This is a genomic window from Micavibrio aeruginosavorus ARL-13, from assembly GCF_000226315.1.
GTDB classification, from domain to species: Bacteria; Pseudomonadota; Alphaproteobacteria; order Micavibrionales; family Micavibrionaceae; genus Micavibrio; species Micavibrio aeruginosavorus_B.
The window spans coordinates 544,766-571,188 of the sequence record NC_016026.1 but is presented as its reverse complement, the minus strand read 5'-3'; the positions used below and the strand labels follow the sequence as shown (position 1 = coordinate 571,188).

General features: G+C 53.0%; 25 protein-coding genes. 11 read left to right on the top strand and 14 right to left on the bottom strand.

The features are described 5' to 3' along the window. Window positions 1-13 precede the first annotated feature (13 nt). From MICA_RS02545 to MICA_RS02495, 11 genes are all read left to right on the top strand, one after another. Window positions 14-259 (top strand): phage tail assembly chaperone, encoded by a 246-nt coding sequence (locus tag MICA_RS02545; RefSeq protein WP_148260406.1) that lies wholly within the window; start codon window positions 14-16, stop codon window positions 257-259. Beyond that, window positions 256-3,693, top strand: coding sequence for a tape measure protein (locus MICA_RS02540; protein WP_014102108.1), 3,438 nt, complete (start codon window positions 256-258; stop codon window positions 3,691-3,693). Before MICA_RS02545 ends, MICA_RS02540 begins: the two co-directional genes overlap by 4 nt. Beyond that, window positions 3,693-5,363 (top strand): hypothetical protein, encoded by a 1,671-nt coding sequence (locus MICA_RS02535; RefSeq protein WP_014102107.1) that lies wholly within the window; start codon window positions 3,693-3,695, stop codon window positions 5,361-5,363. The genes MICA_RS02540 and MICA_RS02535 overlap by 1 nt, the downstream gene beginning before the upstream one ends. Further along, window positions 5,363-6,199 carry a hypothetical protein gene (locus MICA_RS02530; RefSeq protein WP_041793749.1) on the top strand — a complete coding sequence of 279 codons (837 nt, stop codon included), beginning with the start codon at window positions 5,363-5,365 and terminating at the stop codon, window positions 6,197-6,199. The genes MICA_RS02535 and MICA_RS02530 overlap by 1 nt, the downstream gene beginning before the upstream one ends. After that, on the top strand, window positions 6,196-7,299 hold the full coding sequence (locus tag MICA_RS11815) for a hypothetical protein (RefSeq protein WP_014102105.1): 1,104 nt from the start codon (window positions 6,196-6,198) through the stop codon (window positions 7,297-7,299). Before MICA_RS02530 ends, MICA_RS11815 begins: the two co-directional genes overlap by 4 nt. Before the next feature lie 11 nt (window positions 7,300-7,310). Continuing rightward, entirely contained in the window at window positions 7,311-7,955 is a 645-nt protein-coding gene (locus MICA_RS02520) for a hypothetical protein (protein WP_148260405.1), read from the top strand. A 14-nt stretch (window positions 7,956-7,969) separates the two neighbouring features. Beyond that, window positions 7,970-8,299 carry a hypothetical protein gene (locus MICA_RS02515; protein ID WP_014102103.1) on the top strand — a complete coding sequence of 110 codons (330 nt, stop codon included), beginning with the start codon at window positions 7,970-7,972 and terminating at the stop codon, window positions 8,297-8,299. Window positions 8,300-8,531: 232 nt separating this feature from the next. Continuing rightward, a complete protein-coding gene (locus MICA_RS02510; protein WP_014102102.1) occupies window positions 8,532-8,912 on the top strand; it encodes a M15 family metallopeptidase in 381 nt (126 codons plus the stop codon). A 204-nt stretch (window positions 8,913-9,116) separates the two neighbouring features. After that, window positions 9,117-9,353 carry a hypothetical protein gene (locus MICA_RS12100; RefSeq protein WP_148260404.1) on the top strand — a complete coding sequence of 79 codons (237 nt, stop codon included), beginning with the start codon at window positions 9,117-9,119 and terminating at the stop codon, window positions 9,351-9,353. 400 nt (window positions 9,354-9,753) lie between these two features. Continuing rightward, the gene (locus tag MICA_RS02500) at window positions 9,754-10,506 is read left to right on the top strand and encodes a pilus assembly protein N-terminal domain-containing protein (RefSeq protein WP_014102100.1); all 753 of its coding nucleotides are present in this window, start codon (window positions 9,754-9,756) and stop codon (window positions 10,504-10,506) included. Window positions 10,507-10,590: 84 nt separating this feature from the next. Continuing rightward, a complete protein-coding gene (locus tag MICA_RS02495) occupies window positions 10,591-11,550 on the top strand; it encodes a tetratricopeptide repeat protein (RefSeq protein WP_148260403.1) in 960 nt (319 codons plus the stop codon). Window positions 11,551-11,616: 66 nt separating this feature from the next. Here the strand turns inward: MICA_RS02495 and MICA_RS02490 are convergent, their stop codons facing one another. From MICA_RS02490 to MICA_RS02425, 14 genes are all read right to left on the bottom strand, one after another. After that, window positions 11,617-12,576: a type II secretion system F family protein gene (locus tag MICA_RS02490; protein WP_014102098.1), complete on the bottom strand. Its 960-nt coding sequence runs from the start codon at window positions 12,574-12,576 to the stop codon at window positions 11,617-11,619. A 6-nt stretch (window positions 12,577-12,582) separates the two neighbouring features. After that, window positions 12,583-13,557, bottom strand: coding sequence for a type II secretion system F family protein (locus MICA_RS02485; protein WP_014102097.1), 975 nt, complete (start codon window positions 13,555-13,557; stop codon window positions 12,583-12,585). Further along, window positions 13,557-15,164 (bottom strand): CpaF family protein, encoded by a 1,608-nt coding sequence (locus tag MICA_RS02480; protein WP_014102096.1) that lies wholly within the window; start codon window positions 15,162-15,164, stop codon window positions 13,557-13,559. Before MICA_RS02480 ends, MICA_RS02485 begins: the two co-directional genes overlap by 1 nt. A gap of 16 nt (window positions 15,165-15,180) precedes the next feature. Continuing rightward, window positions 15,181-16,437, bottom strand: coding sequence for an AAA family ATPase (locus tag MICA_RS02475; RefSeq protein ID WP_014102095.1), 1,257 nt, complete (start codon window positions 16,435-16,437; stop codon window positions 15,181-15,183). A 127-nt stretch (window positions 16,438-16,564) separates the two neighbouring features. Then, window positions 16,565-17,221 (bottom strand): CpaD family pilus assembly lipoprotein, encoded by a 657-nt coding sequence (locus MICA_RS02470; RefSeq protein ID WP_014102094.1) that lies wholly within the window; start codon window positions 17,219-17,221, stop codon window positions 16,565-16,567. Window positions 17,222-17,256: 35 nt separating this feature from the next. Beyond that, the gene (locus MICA_RS02465; RefSeq protein WP_236619945.1) at window positions 17,257-18,678 is read right to left on the bottom strand and encodes a type II and III secretion system protein family protein; all 1,422 of its coding nucleotides are present in this window, start codon (window positions 18,676-18,678) and stop codon (window positions 17,257-17,259) included. Window positions 18,679-18,752: 74 nt separating this feature from the next. Beyond that, window positions 18,753-19,649, bottom strand: a complete 897-nt coding sequence (gene cpaB / locus MICA_RS02460) for a Flp pilus assembly protein CpaB (protein ID WP_014102092.1) — start codon at window positions 19,647-19,649, stop codon at window positions 18,753-18,755. Window positions 19,650-19,799: 150 nt separating this feature from the next. Then, window positions 19,800-20,345, bottom strand: coding sequence for an A24 family peptidase (locus tag MICA_RS02455; protein ID WP_269082934.1), 546 nt, complete (start codon window positions 20,343-20,345; stop codon window positions 19,800-19,802). Window positions 20,346-20,409: 64 nt separating this feature from the next. Next, entirely contained in the window at window positions 20,410-20,649 is a 240-nt protein-coding gene (locus MICA_RS02450) for a Flp family type IVb pilin (protein WP_014102090.1), read from the bottom strand. Window positions 20,650-21,048: 399 nt separating this feature from the next. Next, window positions 21,049-22,389 (bottom strand): vWA domain-containing protein, encoded by a 1,341-nt coding sequence (locus tag MICA_RS02445; protein ID WP_148260401.1) that lies wholly within the window; start codon window positions 22,387-22,389, stop codon window positions 21,049-21,051. 15 nt (window positions 22,390-22,404) lie between these two features. After that, window positions 22,405-22,947, bottom strand: coding sequence for a TadE/TadG family type IV pilus assembly protein (locus MICA_RS02440; protein WP_014102088.1), 543 nt, complete (start codon window positions 22,945-22,947; stop codon window positions 22,405-22,407). Then, window positions 22,948-23,469, bottom strand: a complete 522-nt coding sequence (locus MICA_RS02435; RefSeq protein WP_236619944.1) for a TadE/TadG family type IV pilus assembly protein — start codon at window positions 23,467-23,469, stop codon at window positions 22,948-22,950. Between the two features lie 168 nt (window positions 23,470-23,637). Beyond that, window positions 23,638-24,159 carry a hypothetical protein gene (locus MICA_RS02430; RefSeq protein ID WP_014102086.1) on the bottom strand — a complete coding sequence of 174 codons (522 nt, stop codon included), beginning with the start codon at window positions 24,157-24,159 and terminating at the stop codon, window positions 23,638-23,640. 12 nt (window positions 24,160-24,171) lie between these two features. Beyond that, window positions 24,172-26,319 (bottom strand): protein kinase family protein, encoded by a 2,148-nt coding sequence (locus MICA_RS02425; RefSeq protein WP_014102085.1) that lies wholly within the window; start codon window positions 26,317-26,319, stop codon window positions 24,172-24,174. Between the last annotated feature and the right edge of the window lie 104 nt (window positions 26,320-26,423).

The following is a 26,423-nucleotide window of genomic DNA, read 5'->3' as shown; positions in this document are numbered from 1 at the left end:
GGCCATGGGGCAGATGCCCAAGGCCTTATTGGAGCGCCCCGCCCTTCTCCCCGGTCTGGACTTTTATTTCAACGCGTACATCGATCTGCAGAATGATCGCCCCATGGGCATGGCCATAGGCCCTATTCCATGGTCGTCCATTGTGACATTCGCACAGATCCACTCCCTCGACCTCGACGACCTCCACGAACTCAACCACCTGATCCGTAAAATGGAACAGGCGGACCGCGAACATGATGAAAAGAAAGGCAACGCATGACCACAGATGCTGAAATTGTTGTTGCCGTTCGTGGTGAAACCAATGGTGGCCGTACAGTCAAGCGCACGTTGGATGATATCGCCAACAGCGGTGACAAGGTAACGTCAGCAACGCAACGCGCAGAACGCCAGATGCAGAGCCTTGATCGGGCTGCTGGTGCTCTGCGTAATACCATGATGGGGCTGCTGGGTGCTTTTGGCATCCAGCAAATCCTGAAATCGGCAGATTCGTACCAGGTTCTGATGGCCCGTATTCAGGGTGTAACCCGGGCAACCGGTGACTATACCCGCGTCAGCCGTGAATTGTTCGATATTTCCCAACGCACAGGATCGGCGCTTGAGGGAAATATCCAACTGTTCCAAAGGATCAATATCGGGGCAAAAGAATTAGAAAAAACAAATTCCGAAGTTTTGGCGCTTTCCGAAACAATTAATCAGCTCGGATTACTCGGCGGTGCCAGCACGATGGCGCTTGCGGCTGGTACCATGCAGTTTTCGCAGGCAATGGCCGGTGGCATCCTGCGTGCCGAAGAATTCAACTCGATCATGGAAAACATCCCAGAGGTCGGAGCCGCGATTGCCAAGGGTATGAACCTGACAGTTGGAAGCCTTCGCCAGGCCGTGCTGGCGGGCGAGGTTCTGGCCAAGGATGTGTTCGATTCCCTCGCTGGGCAGTCCGCAGAAATTGCCGCACGGTTCGCTGATATGCCACTTTCTTTGGCACGAGCCACGCAGATGTTGAGCAATGCGCTTCAAAAATACATCGGAGAAACAGATGCCACGATTGGCGGGACGCAGTCTTTGGCCAAAGCGGTCGCGTTCCTTGCTGAAAATATCGATGTGGTCGGAAACACGGTCCTGATTTTAGCAGGTTCGGCCCTCCCTGCTCTGGCCGCAGCCATATCATCCGTTGTGATCCCGGCGCTCGCCGCCCTTGCTGCGGCACTTCTGGCAAACCCGATCATGTTATTGGCAACCATCCTTGCCGGAGCCTCTACGGCAGCCATAATTTTCCGTGACGATCTTGCCGCGCTGATTGACCCTATGGCGACGTTCGGTGATGTAGCCGACGAGGTTCTGTTGCGCGTTAAAAACAATGTTTATGACCTTATTGATGGATTATCGATATTAATCCTGACCTTAAAAAAAGTATTACCCGGTGAATTGAGCGCCTATGATCAGGGCGTCATTCAAAACAGCAAAACAAGCATAAGATCGCGCTCAAACACCCCCTTATTCGGCGGATTCTCTGAATCTGTTGCAGACCGGGCGGCTGATCGCGTCATGAAAGAAGCAAGCAAAAACCAGCTTCAGTATGGCGGTAAACTTGAAGCCCACCTGCGCGGCGTTGCCGCCAGCAGCACACAGGCACAAAAGGCGTATCAGACATGGCTTGGCACCCTTTCAGGCAAAGGATCGGGCGGTGGCGGTGGGGGACAATCTGGAGACGCTAAATCCGCCGAGGAGACAGCAAAGAAACTTGCCGCGCTGGTGAAATCCACGGCGACAGAGCAGGAAAAATACAACGCCAAGATCAAAGAACTGGAAGCCTTGCGCGGATACGCGAAAACCGCAGAGGAAATCACCGCGATCGAGCGTGGCATCAAGGCGGCAGGCGATGAACTGGAAAAGGTTCGCGTGCAGGCGGAGCGCAATGGCCCCGTGGCAAAGGCGTTTGAAAGCCTTGCAAACCAGATCGATGACGGTTTCCGCGATGCCTTCCGAACCGGTTTCACCGAAAGCGATGGCGGATTCAAAAAACTGATCGAAGGCTGGAAATCGACCTTCAAGACGTTCCTGGCTGATCTGGCATACATGGCACTGGCACGTCCGGTTATCCTGTCCGTTGTTGGTGGCATCGGTGGCGCCATGGGAATTTCATCCGGGGCACAGGCCAGTATTCTGGGCGATATTGGCGGCACCGGTGGTGGTGGTCTTGGTGGCATCGGTAACCTGTTGGGGTTGGGTAAGAACCTGCTCACAGGCGGTAGCATCACCATGGCGCAGGGCTTCACAGGTTTGTACAACACCGGCGCAGGTCTGGGCAGTTCCCTTGGCTTGAGCTTTGAGGCCTCCGGGATGCTTGGTAAAGCATTCGGCGGACTTCCGTTCGGCGCTCTTGGTGGCCTTGGTGCAAACCTGTTGGGTCTCGGATCGGGCAATGGCCTGGTCGATACCGGATTGGGCACCGTTGGCTCTCTGATTGGCGGCGGATTCGGTGGCCCGATTGGTGCCGCGATTGGTGGATTCCTTGGTACCGCTGTTGGTGGGCTGTTCAGCGGCGGACCGAAGCGGGAAACCATCGGAACATCGTACAACGTCGGGAAAGATGGACTGCTCGGCATCAATGCTGTCAGCACCAAAGGCGTTGACATGTCCAAGGCCAACCAGTTCGCGGAAGGTGTCACAAAGAGCCTGAACGCCGTGGCCAGCGCCCTGAATGCAACATTTGCGCAGGCTATCCCGCTGATCGAGACGAACATCGGCAAAAAGGACACGGGAACATTCTGGGGCGGTTCCCGCAGCAAAATTTCCAGCACGGCCGGAGACATAAACGCCGTTATCCGCCAGGTTCTGAACAGCGATTCATACCTGACCGGAGCAAACAGTGACGTGATGGCCGTTGCGCGCCGCTCCTTGAGCTTGGGCAGCGATGTGGAACAATTGGTGTCGGATATCACATTCGCCCGATCGATCCTTGAGGACACCGCCACGCCCGCAGAATCGGCGGCTGAGGCCATCAAACAAATCAATGAACAGTTTGATGCCATGTACACCCGTGCCGCTCAATTAGGCCTGCCTTTGGATAAGGTGACGGAGGCTTTGGAAAAACAGCGGGACGTCGCAATCGGAGCCGTCAAGGCCATGCAGGCCGGGTTCCAGTCTATGGAGGCGATGAAGGCCACATTCGACGGTTGGTTATATGAACAGTCCATGAGCAGCGTTTCGTCCGCATCTCCCATGGACAAACTGAAACTGGCACAAGATCAGTTCGGAAAGCTTCTCAGCACGGCACAAGGCGGTGATTACAGCGTCACTCAGGATCTTTTGAAGGCCGCCCAGCAACTTCTGACCGTTGGTCAGGGTGTTTATGCGTCCTCAACCAGCTTTGCCGCTTTGGAAAGCTTTGTCCGGTCTTCGATTGGCCAGATCGCCAAAGAGCTGGATATCCCCGGCTATGCCACCGGCACGGCCAGTGCACCGGCAGGGTTGGCGTGGGTTGGTGAGCGCGGGCCCGAGTTGGTCCGGTTCAGGGGCGGTGAGCGCGTTCACACCAATCAGGAATCCATGGAAATGGTTGGCCGCTCATCGGCACAGATGGAAGTAAAAATGGCCGAAAATAACGAGCAGATCGCGGCCATGCGTAAAGACCTGCGCGAAATGTCCCGACAATTGAGCCGAGTGGCCAACCAGATGATTGTGGCGAGGTCGTAATGTTCGCGCCATTTGGGTTCCTGCCATATGGGTACATTCCGCCAGAATACGACAATTCTGTGCCGGACCCTTTCCGCGCGCTTTTGTCAGAGCCGGATATCCAGCTGCGGTACCTGATCGAACTGCACCCATACGATGAATCGAATATCGTGGAGCATACGTGGTTGCCTGCGCCGATCGGTTGGCTTCCGTTCGGATATACAAAGGCCAAAACATTGGGTGGAATCGAAACGGTTTACCTTTCAGACATGAAATTTATTACCGAACCGACGGACACCCCGGCGAACCAATACTTTGCCCCGGTGGTCAACAATCCGTTGCAGTTCGATTTTTCCATTCTCCGGGGTGAAGAGTTCGGGATCAGCAGCCCATCCTTTGGCGCGATCCAGATCCAGAACGGAAACGGTGATTTTGATTATCTGGCCGGTTTGAGCTGGAAAGGCCGCCGTATTGTTGTCAAAGCTGGCGGGCCATCGTTCAAATACAGCCAATTCACCACGGTTTTTGACGGTCTATGCAACGCCATCGAATTTGATGATGATGTCATAACTCTTACCATCCGGGATAATGGCTTGAAGATCGATCAGGACATTGTTTCCGCGACCTATGACGGGACAGGTGGACTTGAGGGCGGTGACGATCTATCGGGGAAGATGAAACCCCTGCTCTATGGCGAAGCGTTCAACATTGAGCCTGTTCTGGTTGACCCGGTAAATCTGATTTACCAGATCCACGCCGGGCCCATGATGGGTGTTGACGCGGTTTACGACAAAGGTGCGTTGCTGGCCTTTGATGAGGACGTGACGGACATTGCCGAAGCAGCGCCCGACGCCGGAAAATACGCAACCAGTTTATCCAGTGGATTCATCAAGCTCGGATCAACGCCAGCGGGCCGAATTACGGCAGATGCACACGGGGACAGTGCGGGGGGTTATGTTTCCAGCGCCGCCGACATTGCGCGTCGTCTTGTGATGACAAAGCTCGGCATCCAGTCGTTTTCAGCCACAGAAATTGATGGCGCCGCATTTAACCGTCTGGACGATGAAATCCCCGGGGCCATGGGGCTGTACATCACAGAAAAAGCCCCTATCCGCAATTTTCTGGATGCACTGATTAACCCATGTGGGGCCTATTGGAACTTTGGCCGGACCGGAATGCTGACGGCCGGTTATGTTGACGATCCTGGCGTCGAAATCGCCACAATCAACGCCAGCAATATTGATACGTCAGGGATTGAAGCCCCTGCACCAATATCACCAGCATGGCGAATATCGGTTGCATATGCGCCGGCATGGGTTGTCCAGAAGGAAGATGAACTCGCCGGTTCAGCCACAGACGGATACCGCACATTTGTGGGGCAAGATTACCGCACTGTTGTCAGCGAAGACCGGTCGGTCAGAACCCGAAACGCGCAGGCCGTTGAGCGGGTTTTTTATACAACGCTTGCAGATAAAGCAGATGCCGAGTCATTACTTGCCCGCTTGGTTCGCATTTATGGCGTGGAACGTAAAATATACCGGGTTCCTTCATATGGCACACTTTTCCGCCTTTATGTTGGTGACCCAGTGAAATTGGAATATCCACGCTTCAACATTAACAAAAACCTATCCGTTGTCGGCATTTCAGAGGACGCGGAAACCAATCAAACCACATTGGAGCTTTGGGGATAATGGCAAACATGCTGTTGGCAACGCCCGTCCTTTCGGATGCGGCGACATTAAGCGCGTCCACATATCCGGCCAGCCTTCCTGTCGGAAATTTGAAACGGATGCCAATTGGCGAAGTGTGCCGGTTTATTGATCCGGAGAATGCTTTTATCCAGATTGATCTTGGTACGGAAAAGGCCGTCAACCTAATCGCCCTGCTGGGCCATAACGGATCAAGCCGTGGGTATGCCCGTGTCCGGGCCGCCGACGTTGAGGCCGACCTGCTGGCCGACCCAGATTATGACAGCGGAAACCTTCCCCTGCGCAGCCACCAATCCGGATACGACGAAACATGGGCCTCCGGTGTTGATGATGAACAATACGGAGCACTGGATACAAACCACTTCATCCTGCATCTGGATACGGCCCAGAATTACCGATACTGGCGCATTGATATGGTTGATACCGAAATCAGCTATCTCGATGTTGGTCGCCTATACATGGCCAAAGCATTCCAACCCGTCACCAACATGGATTATGGCGTTGCAGATGGATTTATCGACCCATCCACAATCGCCCGGATGGTTTCCGGAAAAAACATTGCAAACGAACGCCCCAAATACAGGTTTTGCGAGCTGAAGCTGTCCTTTGCATCAGAGCAAGAGATGTACGACATCGCGTTTGAAATCGACCGCCTGCGCGGAACAACGCGGGACGTTCTGTTTATCAATGATCCCTCTAAAAAAGACACACTCCAAAAGCGAACAATTTACGGCCTTATGAAAGGCCTTGCTCCCATCGTTAATGCAAATTTCCAACTTTTTGAAAAATCCTACCGTATCGAGGAGATAATCGAATGATTAAGTATGCCGACCGCGTGCTTGAAACCAGCACAACCACTGGAACCGGAACGATCAACCTTGCTGGCCCAACCATCGGTGCACAATCATTTGTTTCCGGCGTTGGGAATGGCGCAAAGGTTGCGTATTTTATTGAAGATGGCACGGATTGGGAATCCGGTATTGGTACTGTTACTGCCGGAACTCCTGACACATTAAGCCGTGATGCCGTTCTTGAATCTTCCAACAGCGATGCCCTTGTAAACTGGGGGGCCGGGACACGGAACGTATTCATAGGGGCAATCTCTCACGCGATGGTTTGGCGAGACGAAAATCTTGTCAGCAAAGAAGGATTCAGCACCGCTGGAGGAACAGCAAATGCTCAAACACTAACGCTCTATCCTGCACCAATAGGATTTAGCGATGGAATGTTGATGGCCTGGTATTCAGCCGGAAACATCACAGGATCGGCAACGGTAAACCCCAACGAATTGGGCGCAAAAACCCTTAAGTGGCGCGGATCTGATCTCACATCAGGTGCTTACAACACTGGCGATCTCATGGTTGGTCGGTATAGTGAAGCCAACAATTGGGTTGAAATGGTTAACCCACCAAGAAACGTATTTGCGACCGCCACCCAAGGCGCAAAAGCAGACACAGCGTTACAGCCTTTAGCAGGGCAGATTGTAAAGACTGCAATTGTAGAATATGCAACATCCGCAGCGATTACTGCCACTTTCCCTCTTGACGACACGATCCCTCAAAACACTGAGGGGATTGAAATTATCAGTACGACATACACGATGGTGAACAGTGGCAATAACCTGCGCGTTTATTTCCAATGCCAAGGATCACATAGTACGGCCACGGCTTCTTATGCGGGTATTTTCCGAGATAGCGTTGCAAACGCGATTTCATTTGGATTCACATCTGGTTCCGCTGGTGGGTTCTCTCAAACTCGTATACCGCCAGTAATAATCACACCGGGGGCTTCTACAATTGATTTGAAGGTCAGGATCGGTGTTTCCGCCGGTACGTATTACATCAATGGAATTTCTACTGGAAGAATGTTCGGCGGAGTTTCAAAAGCAACGCTAGTCATTGAAGAAATCAAAATTTAGCCAAGGATGGCATGATGACAATCACAATTCACGCCCTGCTCTTCGCCATCCTCTACAGCATTAAGGGCGGCTGGCACGCCCCATTACGCCACCGGTATGCCCGCGCTATCGGTATCCCGTTCGCGGACGACGGAAAGCCAGACCCGCAGGGATGGCGGCAATACTTGGCCTACCAGATCACAGATGGAAAAGTGCTTTCCTCTATTCTGCTGTTTATGGCCGTGCCCTTCCTGACCGCCGAATATGTGGGCATGGTTGCAGGCGGCGCAAAATACGTCTTCCGTGATGGGTGGATCATGCTGTCCCTGCTCTGTGCGGTCGCATGGGCTTTGGGTGTATCCCCGCGGATTAAAGAGGAATGCGCGTCCGTTGGCGGATACCGTGGGCACGAGCTGTTTTACCTCGATCGCATGTTTTGGGTGAAGAAGGCGGTGCAGCGCGGCATCTTTACGGCGGCACCGCTGGCCATTGTTCTGGCAACCATGATCGGCGCAAACCCAGCGCCGTTGCTCATTGCCGGGGCCACTTTCCCGATCGTGTATTTTTTGGGTATTTCAATTTACCAGTATCGGAGTAATACTGTTGGTATTGGATGGGGTTATGCGGAACCTCTTTATGGACTGGCTCTTGGCTTAGGCTTCGGGCTTTCGCTGTAAACAGGAACCGCACAATGTTCGCACGCTTGGCCGACCAAATCGGCGACCTCTTTGTTTTTGCCGCAGCCGCACTGATCTTCGGGATTGTGCGGCTTTTGCTTTTACCGGGCGGCCAGCCCGTAAAGGTTTACCTGGCTTCGATCGCAACATCGATCCCCGTTGGAACATTGGCGGGCGCGCTCTGCCTTGAGCTGGGCGTGCCTGACATTGCCAGCATGGCCGGTGCCTGCACGGCCAGCCTTTTGGCGCATGATTTTCTGCTCGGCATTATGAACAACCGGGTATTTCTGGGCCAGCTTTTGAAGCGGGCAGCGGAGAACCTGACCGACAAAGTTACCAAGTAAAAACAACCCCCGCGACGGAGTGCAATCCTGCGGGGGTTTCACATTTTGATGATGGAGAAATTATAGCTTGAATATGCCAGACATGCAAGGAGTCGCCATGTGTATTGAATTTCTTAACCGAAAGGAAAGTTGGCGCGTTCGTTGGTTTATTGCCCTTCTCATTGTTCCGTTTGGGGTGTCGAGCGTCATCTCAGCCATTGAACCGCTGCTTAATTAAGACAGAGGTGACGAAATGACATACACCCTGAGCAAAAGAAGCCTGGATAACCTAAAAGGCGTTCATCCCGATCTGGTTGCCGTTGTCCATCGCGCCATCCAGCTTACACCGGTTGATTTCGCGGTGATCGAAGGCCTGCGCTCCGTATCCCGCCAAAAGGAACTGGTGGCCGCCGGCGCCAGCAAGACCATGAACAGCCGACACCTGACAGGCCATGCGGTTGATCTAGCCGCTTACGTCAATGGCATCCGCTGGGACTGGCCCCTGTATGACGCCATCGCCGTGGCTGTGAAAGCCGCAGCAAAGGAATTGGGTGTGGCCATCGTGTGGGGCGGTGACTGGACCACGTTTAAGGATGGCCCGCACTTTGAACTGGATCGGAGCAAATACAGATGATTGCCAAAATCTGGGGTCTGATCCCCGTTAAGTACAAAGCCATAGGGCTGGCGATTATGGCGGCACTGGTGGCCGCGTCTGTGTATGGGTACGGATTTACCAGGTACACCGCCGGTCGGGCATCCTGCGAGGCGAGATACGCCACTGCGGCACAGGCGGCCCAGACCAAAGCCCAAAAACAGATCGGGAGAATCCAGAATGATTATGACCAAATTATCACAAACCTTCCGGCTGGTGTTGATTATCCCGCCCCTGCTGTCGATGCTGCTATTGACGGGCTGTGGGCGCACCGTGGTGGTCAATGACCCTGCCGAGCAGTGCCATCACCCGGCCCTGCCCGAGCGCCCCTATACGGACCAGAAACGCGCGATCCTGGTTCTTCGGCAGGCCGAGGCTATTGATAAATGCCGATCCTTGTTGGGACACACGCCAACTGGATAATAACCGCTAATGACGGGTAATAAGTGCTAATGGTGGGTAATGGAGTCTACGCAACCGATTGACATCATTGCGATCATAAAAATAGCGCTTGTTTGGAGCATTTGAACCAACGGGCACGCACCTTCACGCTTTGTTCACGCATATATTAGCAAGGGCTTGTACGAAAAGCGGCGGATTTACGCGCATTTTCCAACAGCACAGCCCGTTGACATCGTAGGGGTCACAGGTTCAATCCCTGTATTGCGCACCATCCTCCCAAAATTCCATAACACGTAAAATCACGCTCAAATACAGTTTTCCACAAAAAACTGATGATTCCTTGCGATTCCAGCGGTATAATCAAAGCTTCATACGGGCACCCTTCCGTCCGCCCTTCACACCACATTATCGTTGGTTTGCCATGTCCCATTTTTCTGTTCAAAGCCGCCGGGCTGCGTTTGCCATTCTGGCTGTATCTGTCGGGTTTGTTTTCAGCACGACCGCAGCCTTCGCACAAAACACCGTCGCCCCGGCCAAAGATTTAATGCCGCAAACCATTGTTCAATATGGAGAGGGCACCACAGCCACGGGCAGCGATGATATTGCGGGCCGCTTGCTCAGCACGGCACCAACACACCCGCAACTGTCCCTGACCCCGGATAAAACCGAGATTTTGCGGCTGGATCAGGATGCAGGCACCATTATCGTCGGCAACCCGAACCAATTGAGCGTCGTCATGGAAACGCCGCGCAGCCTGCTTCTGGTGCCGCGCCAGCCGGGTTCGACCTTCCTGCGCATTCTGGACCCGGAGGGCAAGGTGATGATGCAGCGTCACGTCGCCGTAGCCACCGCCGCCAAAAACTATGTCCGGATCCGGCGCAGCTGTAATGGGGTGGATGGATGCGCGGAGACATCGGTTTATTATTGCCCCGACACCTGCCATGCCGTTGATTTAGTGACCACAAATGCGGCGAATGCCGGATCGACCAGCATGGGCTTGCCCGTAGTCAGTACGCCTGACATTGACGGAGAATCTCAGATCACACCGCCGTCTATCCAGCCCCCGCCAGCCGATGAGGTTGATGAGCAGGAGATGCAGGACACCGAAGCCGATATGGAAGAGGAGCCTGAAGAGACGACGGAGGACGGAAGCGAAGACGGTGAACCCCAGTAATATTTGAGTAAATGCGGCTTCCGGCCCGCTAAAAACCTGCTATAACCCTGACGCTTTTCAACATTGCCAATGCGGAAGAAAACGATGACCAAGACCAGCCATTCCATTCGCACCCTGTCCCTGATGATGACCAGCGTGGTGGCCTTGACAGCGCTTGCCGCGTGTCAGACCACGGGGTCATCCGCGCAAGGCGGAGAAGTCGGCCGTCAGGCCAAAATCGATCAGGCCATCGAACGCGCCGCCAACGATGCCGATGCCGCAGGCAGCGCGCAGGATTCTCTGGCCCTGGTTGAAAAACTGTACAAACGCAATCCGAAAGACGCGAGCGTTGCAACGCGTTATGCCCGCGCCCTGCGAAACGAAAACCGCTTAACCCGGGCCAATCTGGTGATTGAACCGTTCGCGCAAGATAGCAAGACCGCAACGGCAGATGTCCTGGTTGAATATGCCTCTATCCAGACATCCATGGGGAACCATGCCGGTGCCGAAGCGGCTGCGCGACGCGCCGTAGACAAGAACCCGGAATCGGGTAAAGCCTATCATGTTCTGGGCGTCGCGTTGGATGCCCAGGGTAAACACAAACCCGCCGAAGAAGCCTTCCGTAGCGGCCTTGAATATTGGCAGGGTAACCCTTCACCCCTGCTAAACAATCTGGGCCTTAATCTGGCGGCGCAAGGGTTCCTAGATGAAGCCGCCGAAACCTTGCGCAAAGCCGCGGCCACAGCGCCCAACCGTGCAGAAATCGAACGCAATTTACGCATCGTAAACGCCCTGCAAGTCAGCGGCGGACAGGTTCCGTCTTATCTGAAACAAGAAGAGAAAGACGAAGAAAAGAAACCGAAGAAAGACGATGAAAAAAAGAACGACAAGAAAGCCGCCATTGACCATGACGCGCCTTACGTTCCGCCCAGCAAACCCCATCCGGCCCCTGCCGTGCAAAAGGCCAGCCTGAGCGTCAAGCCGATCATGGAGAATGACCCGGCCGTCAAACAGGCCCCGGTGCCCACACAAAAACCGGTTTCGACCGCAGCCGTGAACCAATAAGTGAATTCAGAGCATACAAAAAGGCCGCAGCATGCGCTGCGGCCTTTTTTAATGAAACAGCGATCATTACATTTTTGAAAACGCGCGCATCACGGCGGGGGCAATAATGATCACAAACAACACGGGCAGAAAGAACAGGATCATCGGGACCGTCAGCTTGGGCGGTAACGAGGCGGCCTTGCGCTCGGCCTCTGCCATACGCTGATCTCGCAATTCATCGGCCATCACACGCATGGCCTGTGATACAGACGTTCCGTACTGCTCAGCCTGAATCAGCGCCGTTGCAAAGGATCGTGCGGCGCCACTGCCCACGCGACGCGCAAAATCCTGCAACGCGCCGCGACGGTCATTCAGCATGGCCATTTCAGCACTCAGGATACCCAGTTCCTCGGCCAATGTCGGGGAATGTTCTGAAATCTCATCGGCGATGCGATTAATCGTTTGCTCCAGGCCAACGCCGCCCTGAACGCAAATCAGCATCATGTCCAGAGCATCGGCAAAGGTCAGGTTAATTTCCTGAGACCGTTTCATGATCTGGTTTTTGACCAGAATTTTGGGGATTTGGTACCCCAGCCCCGCCGCCGCAATAATGATCAGCGCCGACAGGCCATTGGAAATTTCTTTATCAGACGATGTAATAATGATAATCGCAAAAACGACTAAAAAAATTGCGATGGCAAAACGGGAAACAATAAACTTAATCGGCGCAGACGGATCACGATTGCCCGCTTGTAACATCATGTCGCGGACCTTTTCCCCCATATCGCCCATCAATTGTTCAACCTTGAACAAGGTTGTCATTGAATCCTTGGCCGACATGGTTTTTTCATCCAGCCGATAACCCTTTTTCGACTGCTCGCGCGTTGTTTCAAAGAGCGCCTTACGTTTTTTCTCAATAACGGTTCGATAACGCTCTTTTTTCTCAGACCGCTGCATCAGTGGCAAGAGAAAGGCGACAAACGATATGGCCGCCGCAATAGCCGCCAAAAAAACAATTAATCCGTCACCTTCAAAAAATTCCTGCATGATTTGCTATACCTTGAAATTGATCATGGCTTTCATCACCATGACCCCCATCAGCATGAATACAGCACACCCAGCCAGCATCATCTTTCCATTAAAGGTCGTAAACATGACCATCATGTATTCATTGTTAATGAAATACATACCCGTACCGACCAGAAAGGGCAGTGATCCGATAATCATCGCCGATGCTTTTGCTTCGGACGACAAGGCTTCAACCTTTCGCTTCAAGCGGAAACGAGCACGAATAACCTTGGCTAGATTCGTCAAAATTTCAGACAGGCTAGCCCCCGTCTGGGCTTGAATTGCCATGGCAGTGGCAAACATTTGCATTTCCGTGATTGGCATCCGGCGCGCAGCCTCTAACGAGGCTTCTGGCAAAGAAATACCCACACGCTGAGCGTCGTAAATCATGGCCATTTCTTCACCAACAGGGCCCTCAAACTCTTTGGACGCCATATTGATAGCTTCGGTTACCGGCATACCCGCCTTCAACAATCGCACCATCGCCTCCAGCGCATCCGCAAATTCGAGCAAAAATTTAGCCTGACGTTTTTTAATGCGGCGTTTTAACCAATAGCGCGGGAACCCTAGCAAAGCTGTAATCCCGACCAAAATCGTTACAAGAGGCGATTGGCCGCTTAACTTCGTGAGGATCGTAACAACAATCGCGAATAAAATCGAATATATCCAGAACTGCTTGGGAGAGATCGATAATCCGGCTTGCATCAAACGTGACGAAAGCCGATTTTTTTTCGCTTTATTCTCTTCGGTTGTTTCCTTCAATTTGCGCGAGATATCAGCAACGCGTTTATCTTTTTCCGCTGTTGCAGCAGATTTTTTGTCAACGACGACATTGCCGCGAATAACGGATTGAATGCGGCTGCGCCGTTTTTTTTCCTGGGCCGACATCACCAGCAAAACGCCGCCAAAACACAGCAGCGTGACAACCAGAACAACGATGACAAAAATCATCGGCTGCATTATCCAAAAGCCTCCGCCATCGCATCCAGAACCAGTTGTTCAACGCCATATTGGCGGGCTTTGTCGTAGAATTTTGGGCGCAATCCCGTTGACTTCTGGCGCGTGATCAATTTTCCGTCATCATCTTCGCCAAGGAATTCAAGCTGGAACAAATCCTGCATCGTCACCACATCACCCTCCATCCCGGTAATTTCGGAGATGTGTGTAACTTTACGTGAACCATCGCGCAGACGCTGGACCTGGATAATAACATTCACCGCGCTGGCAATCTGTTCGCGCACTGCGGAGCTGGGCAGGTTCAAGCCCCCCATTGCGATCATGTTTTCCATACGGGACAAGGCTTCGCGCGGGTTGTTGGCGTGCACGGTTCCCATGGACCCATCGTGGCCTGTATTCATGGCCTGCAGCAAATCAAAGGCTTCCGGTCCACGAACCTCACCCACGATAATGCGTTCCGGGCGCATACGCAGACAGTTTTTCACCAAGTCACGCATCGTGACTTCGCCCGCACCTTCAAGGTTGGGCGGGCGTGTTTCAAGGCGCACGACGTGCGGCTGTTGCAATTGCAATTCGCAGGCATCTTCACATGTAATAATGCGTTCGCCAGATTCGATATAACGGGTCAAACAGTTCAGCATCGTCGTTTTACCCGAACCCGTACCGCCGGACACCAGAACATTCACACGACAGCGACCCACTGCCATAATCAGCTTGGCACAGCTGGGCGTGGCGGCCCCGAATTCAACCAGCTTTTCCAGCGTCAGCTTGTCCTTCTTAAACTTACGAATGGTCATGGTTGCGCCATCCACAGCCAGCGGTGGGATGATAACGTTGACACGGCTTCCATCCGGCAAACGCGCATCGCAAATCGGCGATGATTCATCGACACGACGGCCAATAGCCCCCACGATACGCTGGCAAATCGTGGTCAAATGCTGGTTATCACGGAATTTAATATCGGTGCGCTGAATTTTACCGCTGACCTCGATATAGGTCGTCTCCGGGCCGTTGATCATGATATCGGCGATATCGTCGCGCTCCAGCAAGGCCTCAAGCGGGCCATAACCGAGCATGTCATCAGAGCATTCCTTGGAAATCAGATCCAGTTCCGATGGCGTAATATCCAGATTGCGAAAACGGGCAATCTCCTGAACGGCGGAGGCCACTTCTTCGCGCGCGGCTTTGGCATCCATGCGCGCCAGGGCCTTCAGGTCAATACCATCGCGCAAATCCAGCCAGATGCGATTACGCGCACGTTGCAGGCGCACAGACGCCATGCTGGCTCCGGCCTCAGTTTTCACCATCTGCTCTTCGGCTTTGGGCAATAAATCGTCATCAAGCGCTTTGGCTGGCTTGGCTTTCTCAGCTTCAGCAACGGGAATATGAACCTGCCCGGCCGACGTTGTACCCTTTTCCGCATTCAGAGCATTTAAAGCCCCGAGCATATCTGCATCCATCGGCGGCATCGCGGATGATGTTTCCTTTGCCGGAGATGGCGCAGAAGGCGTTACCGGTTCCGGTGCGGGTGCAGCAGAGACAGATTCGGGCCGCGGCGCCGATGGCGGCGGCGGTGCGGATGGTCCGGATATGCCCTTTTTCCCAAACATTGCGCCACCCTACCCGTCAGGATTTTGCTTTGAATTTGTTTAATATACCGGACAGCCCCTTGCCGCCTGCATCGTTGGCAGGGCCAGATACATCCGATCCGGCACCACGAATAAGTTTTGCCACCAATTGCAACAAAGTCTGCGCGATATCGCGCCCTTCGGGGCTGGAGGTGATCTTGCGGCCCTCGCTCTCAAACGCCATAAACAAACTGGGTTTGTAATCCAGCATCAAAGACGGCTTGCGATCCAGCGCCGCCTCAATATCCGCCTTCGGAATTTCATGTTTCTGGGCGGAACCGATCATATTGACGATCAGGTCAATAACCGTGTCATCTTTGCCCCCGCGCAAGTCGCGAATTTCGTTCATCAAGCTGCGAGCTGCACGCAAGGCCGGCAATTGCGGCGTGGTCACGACAATAATTTCATGCGCCCGCAACAACGTCGCCTGACGCAAACCAACCGGAGCCGCAGACAAATCAACGATCACGACCGGATAACTGGTCATCAAATGATCCAGAAGGCGTTCGAACGTTGCAGGATCGACCGTGTTGTCCAACATGACGTCACCGCCCGTGCTCAGCACATGCAGACGGTCATCTGCCTGGAACAGAATGCGACGGAAGGCATCGGCATCGCCTGATTGTGCCGTCCGCACAGCTTCGGATAATGTTGTCACCGGCTCAAAATTCATACCCACACTCAGCGAGGACCAGCCACCGGCCGCATCCAGCAGCATGGTTTTCTGATGCATTATTTCGGCCATGCCCCAAGCCATGCCTTCGGCCAGAACAGTGGAACCAACCCCGCCCTTGGCACCGATAAAGGTGACCAGGCGGCTGCCCGTCGCCCCAATTCTCTCAATCAAAGAACGCGCAATGTCAAAGGCCAGCGTATCCGGTTTCACCGGACGCACCAGATATTCGCTGATGCCCATACCGATCAAACGGCGATACAAATTCACATCATTCACAGGGCCAATAACAATCGCCGCCGTATTTTCAGAGCAATAAGCCGACAACGCCTCCAGCTTTTGTGTGAAGCCTTCATCAATCGTGTCGGTTTCAATGATCAGAAGATCAGGCGCTTCGCGGCTTTGGAATGTTGCGATCGCCTCATCAACGCCGCCTTCAACCGCCTCCATCTGCACACGGGCAAAACGCCAATCCTGCACCAGAGAGCGGAACGATTCCAATGACTCGCGATCACGCGCGAACATCGTCACGCGGGCCCCCGGCAACAGGACAGAAGTAAAGGTGGCATCAGCAGCGGTCATGTGATTGGAACCGGATTATACTTTTGATATTCAACAAGGAATCGCGGATTTGACCCGCCACCCCATCATCGCGCGGTTTTATTACCAATTGATTTACAAAAACTGGCTAAAACCAATGATTATGGCATCAATTTCCAGAGGCACTCTCACCGCTCAGCGCGCCATTCTCCTCGCCGGCGCGGTAAGGTTCGGTCACGGCAGCGCCACGACGCCCATCCGAGCCCGAAACCGGGCCCCGGCCCAGTAAATCCGACGGCTGCGCCGTTTGGCGCGCCACCATCTGATCGACCGTACAGCCCAAAGGATAGGCCCGGGCTTTATCAAGGTCTGTAAAAGACTGGTCCATTTCCTGACCCACGCATGCGTCCGACACCTGCGCGCTCAGGCGGTTATAACTGACCAGAACCTGCATTTGGTCGCCCAACGCCTGCACCGGCATAATATCGGCCTGAACACCAGTAACATGGTTCTGTTTCAGTGTTTCGACAATACGGGCCAGCTCCTGTCCCGCTTTCATCGCGGTGCCAGACCGTGACGACGGGTCGTATAACACCGATACAACCATCGCGCCATCACCATGGCTGGTGTAATTGCTGGCCATTTGACGAATGGCCGCTTCGTTCATCGCCGCGACCGGTAACTGCATTTCGGCCCCATCGCTGACCACCTGCATTTGGCGGTCGGCCGAGGCCAGTTCGGAATCCCGATCCAGTGAAATCGTACACCCACCCAGCAAAGCCACCACGCTGGCCGCCATTAAAATTCCACGGTTTTGAAACGACATTTTGATCACGAGCCTTCTACCTTTATTCGAACCGATTAATTCAGGATGTAGCCAAAGCTGCCATCATCACTCAACGAAGCCGGAGCCTTGCGGCCATAGATACGACGAATATTGTTGATAAAGGCTTCACGCAACGGCGTCTGGGCCGGAGCCTGCACCTTACGGGCCGCTTTGGTTTCTGCATAGGGCTTCACCAGAACAGGTGTCACGATGATGACCAGCTCCGACTCCTGGCGGTTAAAGCTTTCAGACGAAATCAGATCCCCGAGAACCGGCGTCTGCTGGATCCCCGGCAAACCGGCCATACCTTTCAGCGCATTAGATTGCAACAGGCCAGCAATCATCAAACTGCCGCCGCTGCCCATCTCTACCGTGGTCGAGGCCCGACGAATGCTTAAGCCCGGAACATCCAGACCGTTCAGCGTCACCGAATTGTCGCGTGAAATGGACGACACTTCAGTGTTCATTTGCAGACTGATCCGATCCGACGACAACACAACAGGGCGGAAGTTCAAAGACACACCGAATGAACGATATTCAATAATAACGTTGCCATCATTATCTCGCCCCGCAGGCACAGGAAATTCACCACCAGCCAAGAAGCCAGCCTGTTCACCCGAAATTGCGGTCAGGTTCGGCTCGGCCAAGGTTTGTGCCATCTGGTCATTTTCAAGCGCACTCAGCATAAAGCTTAAAGGACCGAAACTTCCATCATCAAAAATCAATGACCCCGTCGCGAACGGGTTCTGCGTCAAACCGGTCCCGGCGATTGTATCAATCGCACCGATCAGGTTGTCATTATTGCCCAACAGGCTGGTATCATCCAGCTGCGTATCAATCCCCAATTCGCGCAGCAGAGATTTGGAAACCTCCATAATCTTTACACGCAGCATTACCTGCTGCTCGCCCGCAACCTGGAGCAGATTCACGATGGAATCCATATTCGGCGCACCGCCACCCTGGTTAAAATAGGCTGCGACAACATTGGCGATTTTATTAGACGCATCCGGCGTCGATACATTCCCAGTCAGGAAAAAACGGCCATTCACCGCCCGTACCGATACATTTTCATTCGGATAGAGTTCTTTCAGGTAAGCCTGAATCGCGGCCTCATCAATTTTAACATGCACGTCAACACGTTTCAGAACGTTGCCCTGCGCATCAAGGACCATCAGGTTGGTATTACCCAGGCGCGAGCCAACAACATAAAGCTTGTCCGCCTGCAGCGCCGATACATCGGCGATGGATGGATCGGCCACCAGAACATCGGCGACATCACCCGGAATGGTCAAAACCTCGCCCTTGCCCAACGTGACTTCAAGCAAGTTGCTTTTCTTCGCCGCATTGATGCTGACCGGGTTCATTTTGCTGTCGGCACGCGCATGCAACACCGGACCAAAAGCCAGCCCCGCCACGACTGTGCCGATCAGGGCCAGGGCGATTGGACGTTTCATCATGTTTTTCATCTCGACCATATTTCAAACTCGCAACATATCGGACCGGGCCGATTATAGCCCCCGGGTTGAATGTATTATTGCGCCGGAACGCCGCCACTGTAGATACGCACGCCACCACCATTGGCACCACCGCCCAGTGATTTGTTCGCCTGCTCCAGAACCTCGTCATCAATCAAAATCATCCGCGCATCCGTCGTGGCCGGGCGCTTTTCGTCAAACCGGCTGGTGTCGCCAAGGGAACGCAGGGATAAATGCAAAGTTCCGGCCTTCACGCCCGCCGCCAACTTTTCAGCGCCGCGCGTATCAACCTCCAATGTCACCGTTTTTAACTTCCCGCTTGCTCCAGACTTGTCATCGGACGAAGCAGGTTTTTCCCTTTGATCTACAGCCAAAACACGAACATTTTGTAAAATTGTCTGCGCTCCGGTTTTGTCAATATTCATGCCACTGATCATCTCAAGGTATTTTTTAGTGGCTTCATCTGCACTATCTACTTCGACATTACCCTTGTAGACCATGATCACATCAACATAATCGCCGGGACGAACTAAGCCCCCAGCCGCTGTCGTTGCATTGGCCTTAATAGATACAGCGCGCATTCCTGGCTCCAGCCGCGCCGCCGTAAAACTGCCCTCTCCAGAGATAACCGCACTGGATACAATGGGCTCATCAATTACAAAAGCGCGAACGACACGCCCTTCTTTTGCTTCGGATGTTTTTTGATTTCCTTTGCGAATAATGGCGCCGGGGAAAATGGCCTCTTCTGGCCACGGCTTCCACTTCACATTATCGTCCAGCAGATATTGGCCGATTGCGATCGGCTTGGCGGCGACCAGAATTTCGATACGCTTCACCTCCGCTACACGCGGCTGTTTTTTCTTCGTGCCGCCCAACAAGGTGCTCATCAACATCGCCACCAGAATGGCAATCAACAATGCGCCGGCAAAGGCGATTAAAAGATTTTTATTCATCACAAAGCCCCTGTCAGGGAGAAAAGATACGGTCGTCAAAAACCGCGCAGGATGGATTGAACCACGAAATAAACAGGACCGGCACGATCGTGCCACGCCCCATTATACCCAGATTTTTCCATTTAACAAAGCCCGAAAAGCCATTGGCATTTAATAGAAAAATGCCATCAGCGGACCCAAACCGCCTCCGGCCGAAACTCCCGCGAACAAACCAGACGTTATGGCAACGCCATAGGGGATCGCGCTTTCCCCTCGCTGCACCCGCCCCACCCAACTATCCGGCGCAACGCGCGCAAAGACAACCCGATTACGCAAAACCAATGCAAAGACAGCCAAAACCATACCCACAACCATCATGACCAACAAAAAGGACACCAACCCCTTCAAACCAACCCACAACGCGCAAGACGCCGCAAATTTAGAGTCCCCCCCCCCGATAGCGCCAACAACAAACATGCCCAGCGTAACCACAAAAACAATCAACAGAGAGGACACATAACTCCACCATGGTGCGACCACCCCACCCGACAAAGCCAGCGCGCCATAGCCGATTACAAACAACCCCATAATTACGACACTGCAAACATTCGGAATAGTCATTGTGCGCACATCCGAACAGGCAGCACCCAGCGCAGCCAAACAAACACCGATAAAACAGACGCAATAGATAAGATTAAATGCAAATATCAATTTCACCCCCACAGAATCAAAAAGGCCCGCCCGAAGGTTTCCCCCCGGACGGGCCCTTTAAAACTTTTAATTACGGCGTCGTGCCGCCGCCGGTACCACCGGACGTATCTTCGGTAACCTGCTCAGCAGCTTGCTGCATAGAGTCCGCGATAGAGGCGAACAGACTTGCCAATTGCTCACCGAACAAAAATACTGATGCCACAATCGCCAAGGAAATCCCACCGGCGATCAGACCGTATTCAATAGCGGTCGCGCCTTTGATATCCTTTACATAGGCTTCTTTCCAAGCCCGAATGAACGTAAACAACATTTGAAGTCTCCTTCGTTTGGTTTCCAGCTTTTTGGTTCCCCTAATCGCACAGGCATTGCACCGATGCGTGAACCCACAGTCTCCAGAATATACCCTAAATTTTTAACGAGGGGTTAAAAAATTGAAGAAATAAGAGCACGAATTATAGAAAAAAAGAGAACAAACAAATAAAACTTAGAGTGTTTTTACATAAAATTTTATATAGAAAGCACAGAACAACTATAAATATACAAATTATTACTATAAGCATCACAAATAAGTATTTATACGCATAAAATCCGTATAGTAATCGAACAATCTATAGTAAAACTGAATCACACCCCCATCGAATACTTACCCAAAAACCAAACGGGACTCGAAATCGAGCCCCGTTGATTCAACACACAAATATCGATCACATCAGTTACTGACGTGCAAGTTGCTCAGCTCACGTGCAATTTTTTCAAACGCTTCTTCAAGATCATCACCGCTAGGTGCATAATAATACATGTTCGATGTTGTGGCACAGGCGCGATACATGTCCTTGGTTGCCTCGTTAATCCCGGATGTAAAAACGATCGTATAGACAAGCACCCCCTGTGATCGCAACAGCGCGCACACCTCTTCAAAGCGATCATTGATATCGGCCGTACTGATGCCATGCATTGCGCCCCAACCATAGGCGGAATAAAAACTGCTGTTCCCGATGGTGTTATCACCGTCCGTCATCATCACAACCGCCTTGCGCCAGATATAGTCATCCCATGCCGCCCCCTCCTCAAACGGGAATTCAGGCGACACAACACGATAGCCCCAGATCATGCCAAAGTTCCCCAGCGTGTTTCCGTCGGCACGCAAATCATCAATCGCGTCCAGTAAAACCTCGCGGTCACTGGTCAAAGGCGTAATCGGGGGCGGACAATAACGGTTTGGCGTCGATTGGACAGTGCAAGTCCATGCCTTAGTCCAGTTGCTGTAGGAACAAGTTCTATAAAGATAGGCCCCGACGTTATTCTCAAATTCCTCGACATCCCCGGGATAATTTTCGGCCAGAACACATCCGCACCAGCGTGATGTACTGCTCCCGCCGCAATTCGAATTATAAGTAACGCCATTCGGTAATGTTACAAAGGGATCCCCATACGCCGACCCATCGGGATTGAGCCCCAAACCATAACGCCCGACATTTACGGTTGAACTGTAGGGTACAATACCGATCTTGACATACTCCTCATCCTCGCCCGCACGATCATACAGTGTATTAACAAAGGTTTCTGCCGCATCACGCAATTTCTGAATATTATTATTGTTCGACATTGAGCCCGTGTTATCCAGAACCAGAACAGCCTCGATCCCCCGCACGGCACGGGTGATCGTGGTTGAGGCCGCGATATTAATTTCATCAATGCCCAGAACGCGAACAAACATCGTGTTGTAACGGGCCATCGCACTCACCTGTAGCGCTTCATCGGAATCCGTAAAGTCCAAATCATACGGTACGCCGATTTTCTCCGGCGGGTAATTTGCCTCGAAATACGCATCCAGCTTCTCGCCAATGTCCGCATCTCCCGATGATGTAGCCGCCGCCGTCGCCAGGGCAGCCGCATCCAGCGCCCCCTGCAAGCGGGCGCGCACAAGATAGGACATGCCCACATCGGTTGCCATGCCGATGGATCCAACAAGGATCGGAATGGTCAAGGCCATATAGGCCGCCAACGATGCCCCGGAATCGTACCAATACTTTCGTAGAAACTGAATCATGCCCATCACCCCGGGTTATTCAATACGCGTTACCACTGGCAATCGGCGGCCACGCGTATAGCTGACTTCCTGCATCATAATTGATGGCAAAAACGATCCCGAAAAAACCGGATCATAATCATAGTTCACTTTAACAACCACCATTCCATCGCCCTCACCACCAAGGCCGATTGTTCCTTGTATGGGGGCATCTTCAACTTCGAATGCGGTTGACGTACCCGTCACTTCTTGCCAGAGAATTTCTGGCTCATCGTCTTCGTTATACTGAACGCTGGCAATACCGACCCCGAAATTCGTAAGATTGAGTGGTAACATCGCTTGCCGCGCAGCTTCTATCGCATCTTCGATCTGCGCATCATCCAAGCTGATTTCCCGGGCGATCAGATCAGCGGTCATCTGCGATGCATTGATCGCTTTCTGGTTGATTAAAATCGCAGTCCCGATGTCGTAAACAGCAACAAGCATTGAGAACAGGATAGGAATAAAAATTCCCGCCTCGGCTGCAATGCTCGCCTTTTGGTCTTTCCACCAATCGAAAAAATGAGGATTTTTCTTCATTTATTCATCCTCGAATTCATATGGTTCAGTTCGCATCACAGACGTCGCCAGCATAGGATACGTCCGATCCGGCTGATTGGAAAAAATTTCACCAAACAAAGGGGTCATATATTCGTAACGATAGGCCGCACGAATCAGAACAACGTCACTCACGGCACCCAGTTCAAATCCAGCAGGGATAAGATTTCCATCCTCATCATATTGCGGAGGAATATCGGAGATACCACCGAACGTATTATCTTCAATCGCAATAGATTCAATCACGATACGATCACAATCAATCAACACCAGCGCATGACCACACAATGCCTCACGAAACGTTTCTTCCGGGTCGCCGCCTGCCTGTTGCAGTTGGCCCGTTCGGATAAGGCGGGAGGCTTCGGCCACGCCGCCTTCCAGCATGTTGGCCGCGGCGAAGACCAGGGCCAGTTCAATGATGCCGATGGTCATGAAGATGAAGGGAATGGCGACAAGGCCGAATTCGACCGCGGTCGAACCCCGCGTATCGCGCCAGAAGGACAAGAACCTGCGCCCCCGATATTGCGTTCCCATGTTTTTCATTCCCCGGATTCGGTTCCAAGCCCCAGCGAGCCGGAAAAACCCATCTTCCATTATCGTTTCTTGCACTTAAGGGAGAGTGAACTGTTGATCAAAGACATTGTAAAAGCAGATAAAATTTTACGCTTAATCTCAACTCTTCTTTGCCTTGGACCCAACGGGTCCATCATCATCCAACGGAAATCCCTGTTCATCCAGAGCCACTTCGCCCGTGACCTCAGGCCCCCATCGCTTGACCATGGCAGCCTGCCGTTCATCAATTGCGGCAATACGGGATTTTGCCTGTTGCACCAGAATATTGCCCACCAACCCGGACACAGCCCAGTCAATCAGGTATCCCACCGCCGCCGCGCAATACATCACCACAATCGTGCGCGGATCGAACAGCATCGACACAGCCTGTTCCACCGTATTGCGCGATGTCCAGAGATCAAGGATAAAGGGGAAGCATCCGGCAAAGTTCATGGCCCCAACGGTCAGCGCCCGGCTTCCCTCGCGCCCGCGGCCAATAAACGAAGCCACCATCGTCGGCAGCATCCCGAAAAAAATCAAAATGGTCGTCGGTAAAAACACGATCGACAGAATGAATGCAAAAAGCAGCAGAACCTGCGTTTGCCATGTCACCGGTTTTTTGCGTTTCTTTTTTGCCGCCATAATCTACGCCTTTTACAACCCTGACGATTTGGTGAAGAACATAAAGGCGAAAAACAACATGATGACGCCAGCCAGAACACAGGAGAAAATCGCCGCCATTTCACGTCCCGTGGTCAGCTTGATCCGGTCCGGATCGGCCATATCAGCCTGCAGCTCCATGCTTTCCTGACGCAGTTTGAAGTACTCCATCCGTGCGTCATTATAGGCTTTTGTATCATCCTGCGTAATTTTAGGGTCATCCAGCAAAGCGGCTATTTTTGTGATATCGCCACCCGCCGCAATTTTTCGTATTTTTTCACTCATGCTGACGCGCAAATCGCGATCGTGCAGCTGCGCCAGAACCGGGTCCAGAATATCCGCCATCCACCCACAAATTCCGGGCAATTTTTCCATGCGTGACCGTTGCTGAATGGTGGCAAGTGTTTTGATATTTCCCAAAATACGCTTATATGGCTCATCCGCGCCCAGTTCGATCAGATACGGATCAATATCCTTACGATCTTTTACAGATAAGAACGCCGTGACATGACGATCCAGGAATAATTCCGGACGCTTGGGCGATGATGAAATTTTTTCAAAGGCCCGCAACAAATCTTCTGGCGTTCGGACCAGATAACCTTTGAGCTTGTCGCTCAGGCAATGGCATTCGGAATTGAGAAAATACAGGCATCGCTCAATCCCGTAGGCGGGGGATGTTTGCCGCAAGAACGCGCGACAGGCATCAAAACGCCCAACCAGAACCCCGACATCCATTTGCGCCGCCGGTGCGGCCCCAACCCAGAACATGACCGTTTGCTGGGACATCAATTCGGCATAAGGAGCGATGTCTTCTTTTTTAATCACCGCCTGTGCCAATGCCGTGCCGATGCCATCCGGCGTCAGGGACAGGCCCTTGTACCGAATGGGTGCATCAGGATCGAGGGCAATCGACAAACGGCACAACAGCCGATCCCAATACCCGGCCCCGCGCCCCAGTTCAGTCATGCTTTCAACCACGCTTTCATAGCGCTTCATGACCTGTGGGTCGTCCAGCGACCGGCTGATCCATTGTTCCATATGGTTGTTTTCAACCAACTGAACCGCCGCGCCCGGGTCCTTGTGCAAATCCATGGCCAGCAATGACGGACGGAAATACCGCTCTTCGTTGAAATGCAACGGGCGGGCGGCTTTGACTTTTTTTGCGGCCTGTTTCGGGCTTAACCGCTGCCCATCCATCCATTGCTGCAAATCGGATATAGACCAGCGCTGCCCTGGGTCATCATATAGAAGCCCACGCAAGGGCTCCAGAATGGCGCCTGTGAATCGATCCCGGCTCAGTAAGGCCGAGTAACTTCCATTTTCAATTTTCTGGCGAATGATGTCTTCATCGCTCATCCCCTCCAGCGGGTCGCGGGAACGCAGCAGCAACGCCAGCGTTACACCCAGCGCGTACATATCATCTTCCTGCGACGGCAAGCCACGCGCGATCGGATCGGCCATGGCGCGCTCAATCGTTTCAAAGATGACCGGCTGTGCATAGGATGGCGGCGTAGACAAACAATCGCCCAGAACAATACGGTCAATCACATCGCCTGACATCGCCGCAAAAATATTCGATGGGCGCACATTCCCGTGCGCCATATCCCGATCCCGAACATCGGCCAGCGCCGTAACCAATGGGCGAATAATGCTGGACACGACGATGTCCGGCTTCATATCCAGCCCCTTGAATTCATTATGCCGCATCAAAGGCGGCCCAATCGGCTTTTCGTAGATAAAGGTGTAACGCTCTTCCGATGTTGGTGGCCAATAGATGACGCCAGACCCCACCAACCGGATGACATTGGGATTGGAAATACCGTTATACGCCCCCGCCAATCGCGCCCGCGGCGTCAAATGTGGCTCACAAATCAAGGCGAAATGGTCCACCGCAACGGCATCCCGGCCTTGCGTCACGCCATAGGCCTTCACCGGCCCCTGATCAAATTGCGGCAGGGGTTTTTGCGGGTGGATAAAAAACTTATCCGCCAGCGACGTCACCGCGCCAGACCCGCCCGATGCGGATGACGGCGCAGGCGACGGAGCGGGATCGGACTCAACCGCCTGCGGCGCAGCCTCCCCCACCGGTTCGGTCACCGGGGTGGCATTGGCGGCCTTTTCTGTGGCTTCATCGGATGTCATACGGGCGTAGAACCGGGCGAGGATTTGTCAGAACGAAGAAAGCGGTGTTGCATGACACCGCTTTCTTCATTGTATATCCCAATCCGGTTTTTGTAAAACCCGCA

What these genes read in the sequence shown, in the direction of transcription:
- MICA_RS02545 (WP_148260406.1), top strand. Translation starts at nt 14, where the DNA reads ATGCCCAAGGCCTTATTGGAGCGCCCCGCCCTTCTCCCCGGTCTGGAC.
- MICA_RS02540 (WP_014102108.1), top strand. Translation starts at nt 256, where the DNA reads ATGACCACAGATGCTGAAATTGTTGTTGCCGTTCGTGGTGAAACCAAT.
- MICA_RS02535 (WP_014102107.1), top strand. Translation starts at nt 3,693, where the DNA reads ATGTTCGCGCCATTTGGGTTCCTGCCATATGGGTACATTCCGCCAGAA.
- MICA_RS02530 (WP_041793749.1), top strand. Translation starts at nt 5,363, where the DNA reads ATGGCAAACATGCTGTTGGCAACGCCCGTCCTTTCGGATGCGGCGACA.
- MICA_RS11815 (WP_014102105.1), top strand. Translation starts at nt 6,196, where the DNA reads ATGATTAAGTATGCCGACCGCGTGCTTGAAACCAGCACAACCACTGGA.
- MICA_RS02520 (WP_148260405.1), top strand. Translation starts at nt 7,311, where the DNA reads ATGATGACAATCACAATTCACGCCCTGCTCTTCGCCATCCTCTACAGC.
- MICA_RS02515 (WP_014102103.1), top strand. Translation starts at nt 7,970, where the DNA reads ATGTTCGCACGCTTGGCCGACCAAATCGGCGACCTCTTTGTTTTTGCC.
- MICA_RS02510 (WP_014102102.1), top strand. Translation starts at nt 8,532, where the DNA reads ATGACATACACCCTGAGCAAAAGAAGCCTGGATAACCTAAAAGGCGTT.
- MICA_RS12100 (WP_148260404.1), top strand. Translation starts at nt 9,117, where the DNA reads ATGACCAAATTATCACAAACCTTCCGGCTGGTGTTGATTATCCCGCCC.
- MICA_RS02500 (WP_014102100.1), top strand. Translation starts at nt 9,754, where the DNA reads ATGTCCCATTTTTCTGTTCAAAGCCGCCGGGCTGCGTTTGCCATTCTG.
- MICA_RS02495 (WP_148260403.1), top strand. Translation starts at nt 10,591, where the DNA reads ATGACCAAGACCAGCCATTCCATTCGCACCCTGTCCCTGATGATGACC.
- MICA_RS02490 (WP_014102098.1), bottom strand. Translation starts at nt 12,576, where the DNA reads ATGCAGGAATTTTTTGAAGGTGACGGATTAATTGTTTTTTTGGCGGCT.
- MICA_RS02485 (WP_014102097.1), bottom strand. Translation starts at nt 13,557, where the DNA reads ATGCAGCCGATGATTTTTGTCATCGTTGTTCTGGTTGTCACGCTGCTG.
- MICA_RS02480 (WP_014102096.1), bottom strand. Translation starts at nt 15,164, where the DNA reads ATGTTTGGGAAAAAGGGCATATCCGGACCATCCGCACCGCCGCCGCCA.
- MICA_RS02475 (WP_014102095.1), bottom strand. Translation starts at nt 16,437, where the DNA reads ATGACCGCTGCTGATGCCACCTTTACTTCTGTCCTGTTGCCGGGGGCC.
- MICA_RS02470 (WP_014102094.1), bottom strand. Translation starts at nt 17,221, where the DNA reads ATGTCGTTTCAAAACCGTGGAATTTTAATGGCGGCCAGCGTGGTGGCT.
- MICA_RS02465 (WP_236619945.1), bottom strand. Translation starts at nt 18,678, where the DNA reads ATGATGAAACGTCCAATCGCCCTGGCCCTGATCGGCACAGTCGTGGCG.
- cpaB (WP_014102092.1), bottom strand. Translation starts at nt 19,649, where the DNA reads ATGAATAAAAATCTTTTAATCGCCTTTGCCGGCGCATTGTTGATTGCC.
- MICA_RS02450 (WP_014102090.1), bottom strand. Translation starts at nt 20,649, where the DNA reads ATGTTGTTTACGTTCATTCGGGCTTGGAAAGAAGCCTATGTAAAGGAT.
- MICA_RS02445 (WP_148260401.1), bottom strand. Translation starts at nt 22,389, where the DNA reads ATGATTCAGTTTCTACGAAAGTATTGGTACGATTCCGGGGCATCGTTG.
- MICA_RS02440 (WP_014102088.1), bottom strand. Translation starts at nt 22,947, where the DNA reads ATGAAGAAAAATCCTCATTTTTTCGATTGGTGGAAAGACCAAAAGGCG.
- MICA_RS02430 (WP_014102086.1), bottom strand. Translation starts at nt 24,159, where the DNA reads ATGGCGGCAAAAAAGAAACGCAAAAAACCGGTGACATGGCAAACGCAG.
- MICA_RS02425 (WP_014102085.1), bottom strand. Translation starts at nt 26,319, where the DNA reads ATGACATCCGATGAAGCCACAGAAAAGGCCGCCAATGCCACCCCGGTG.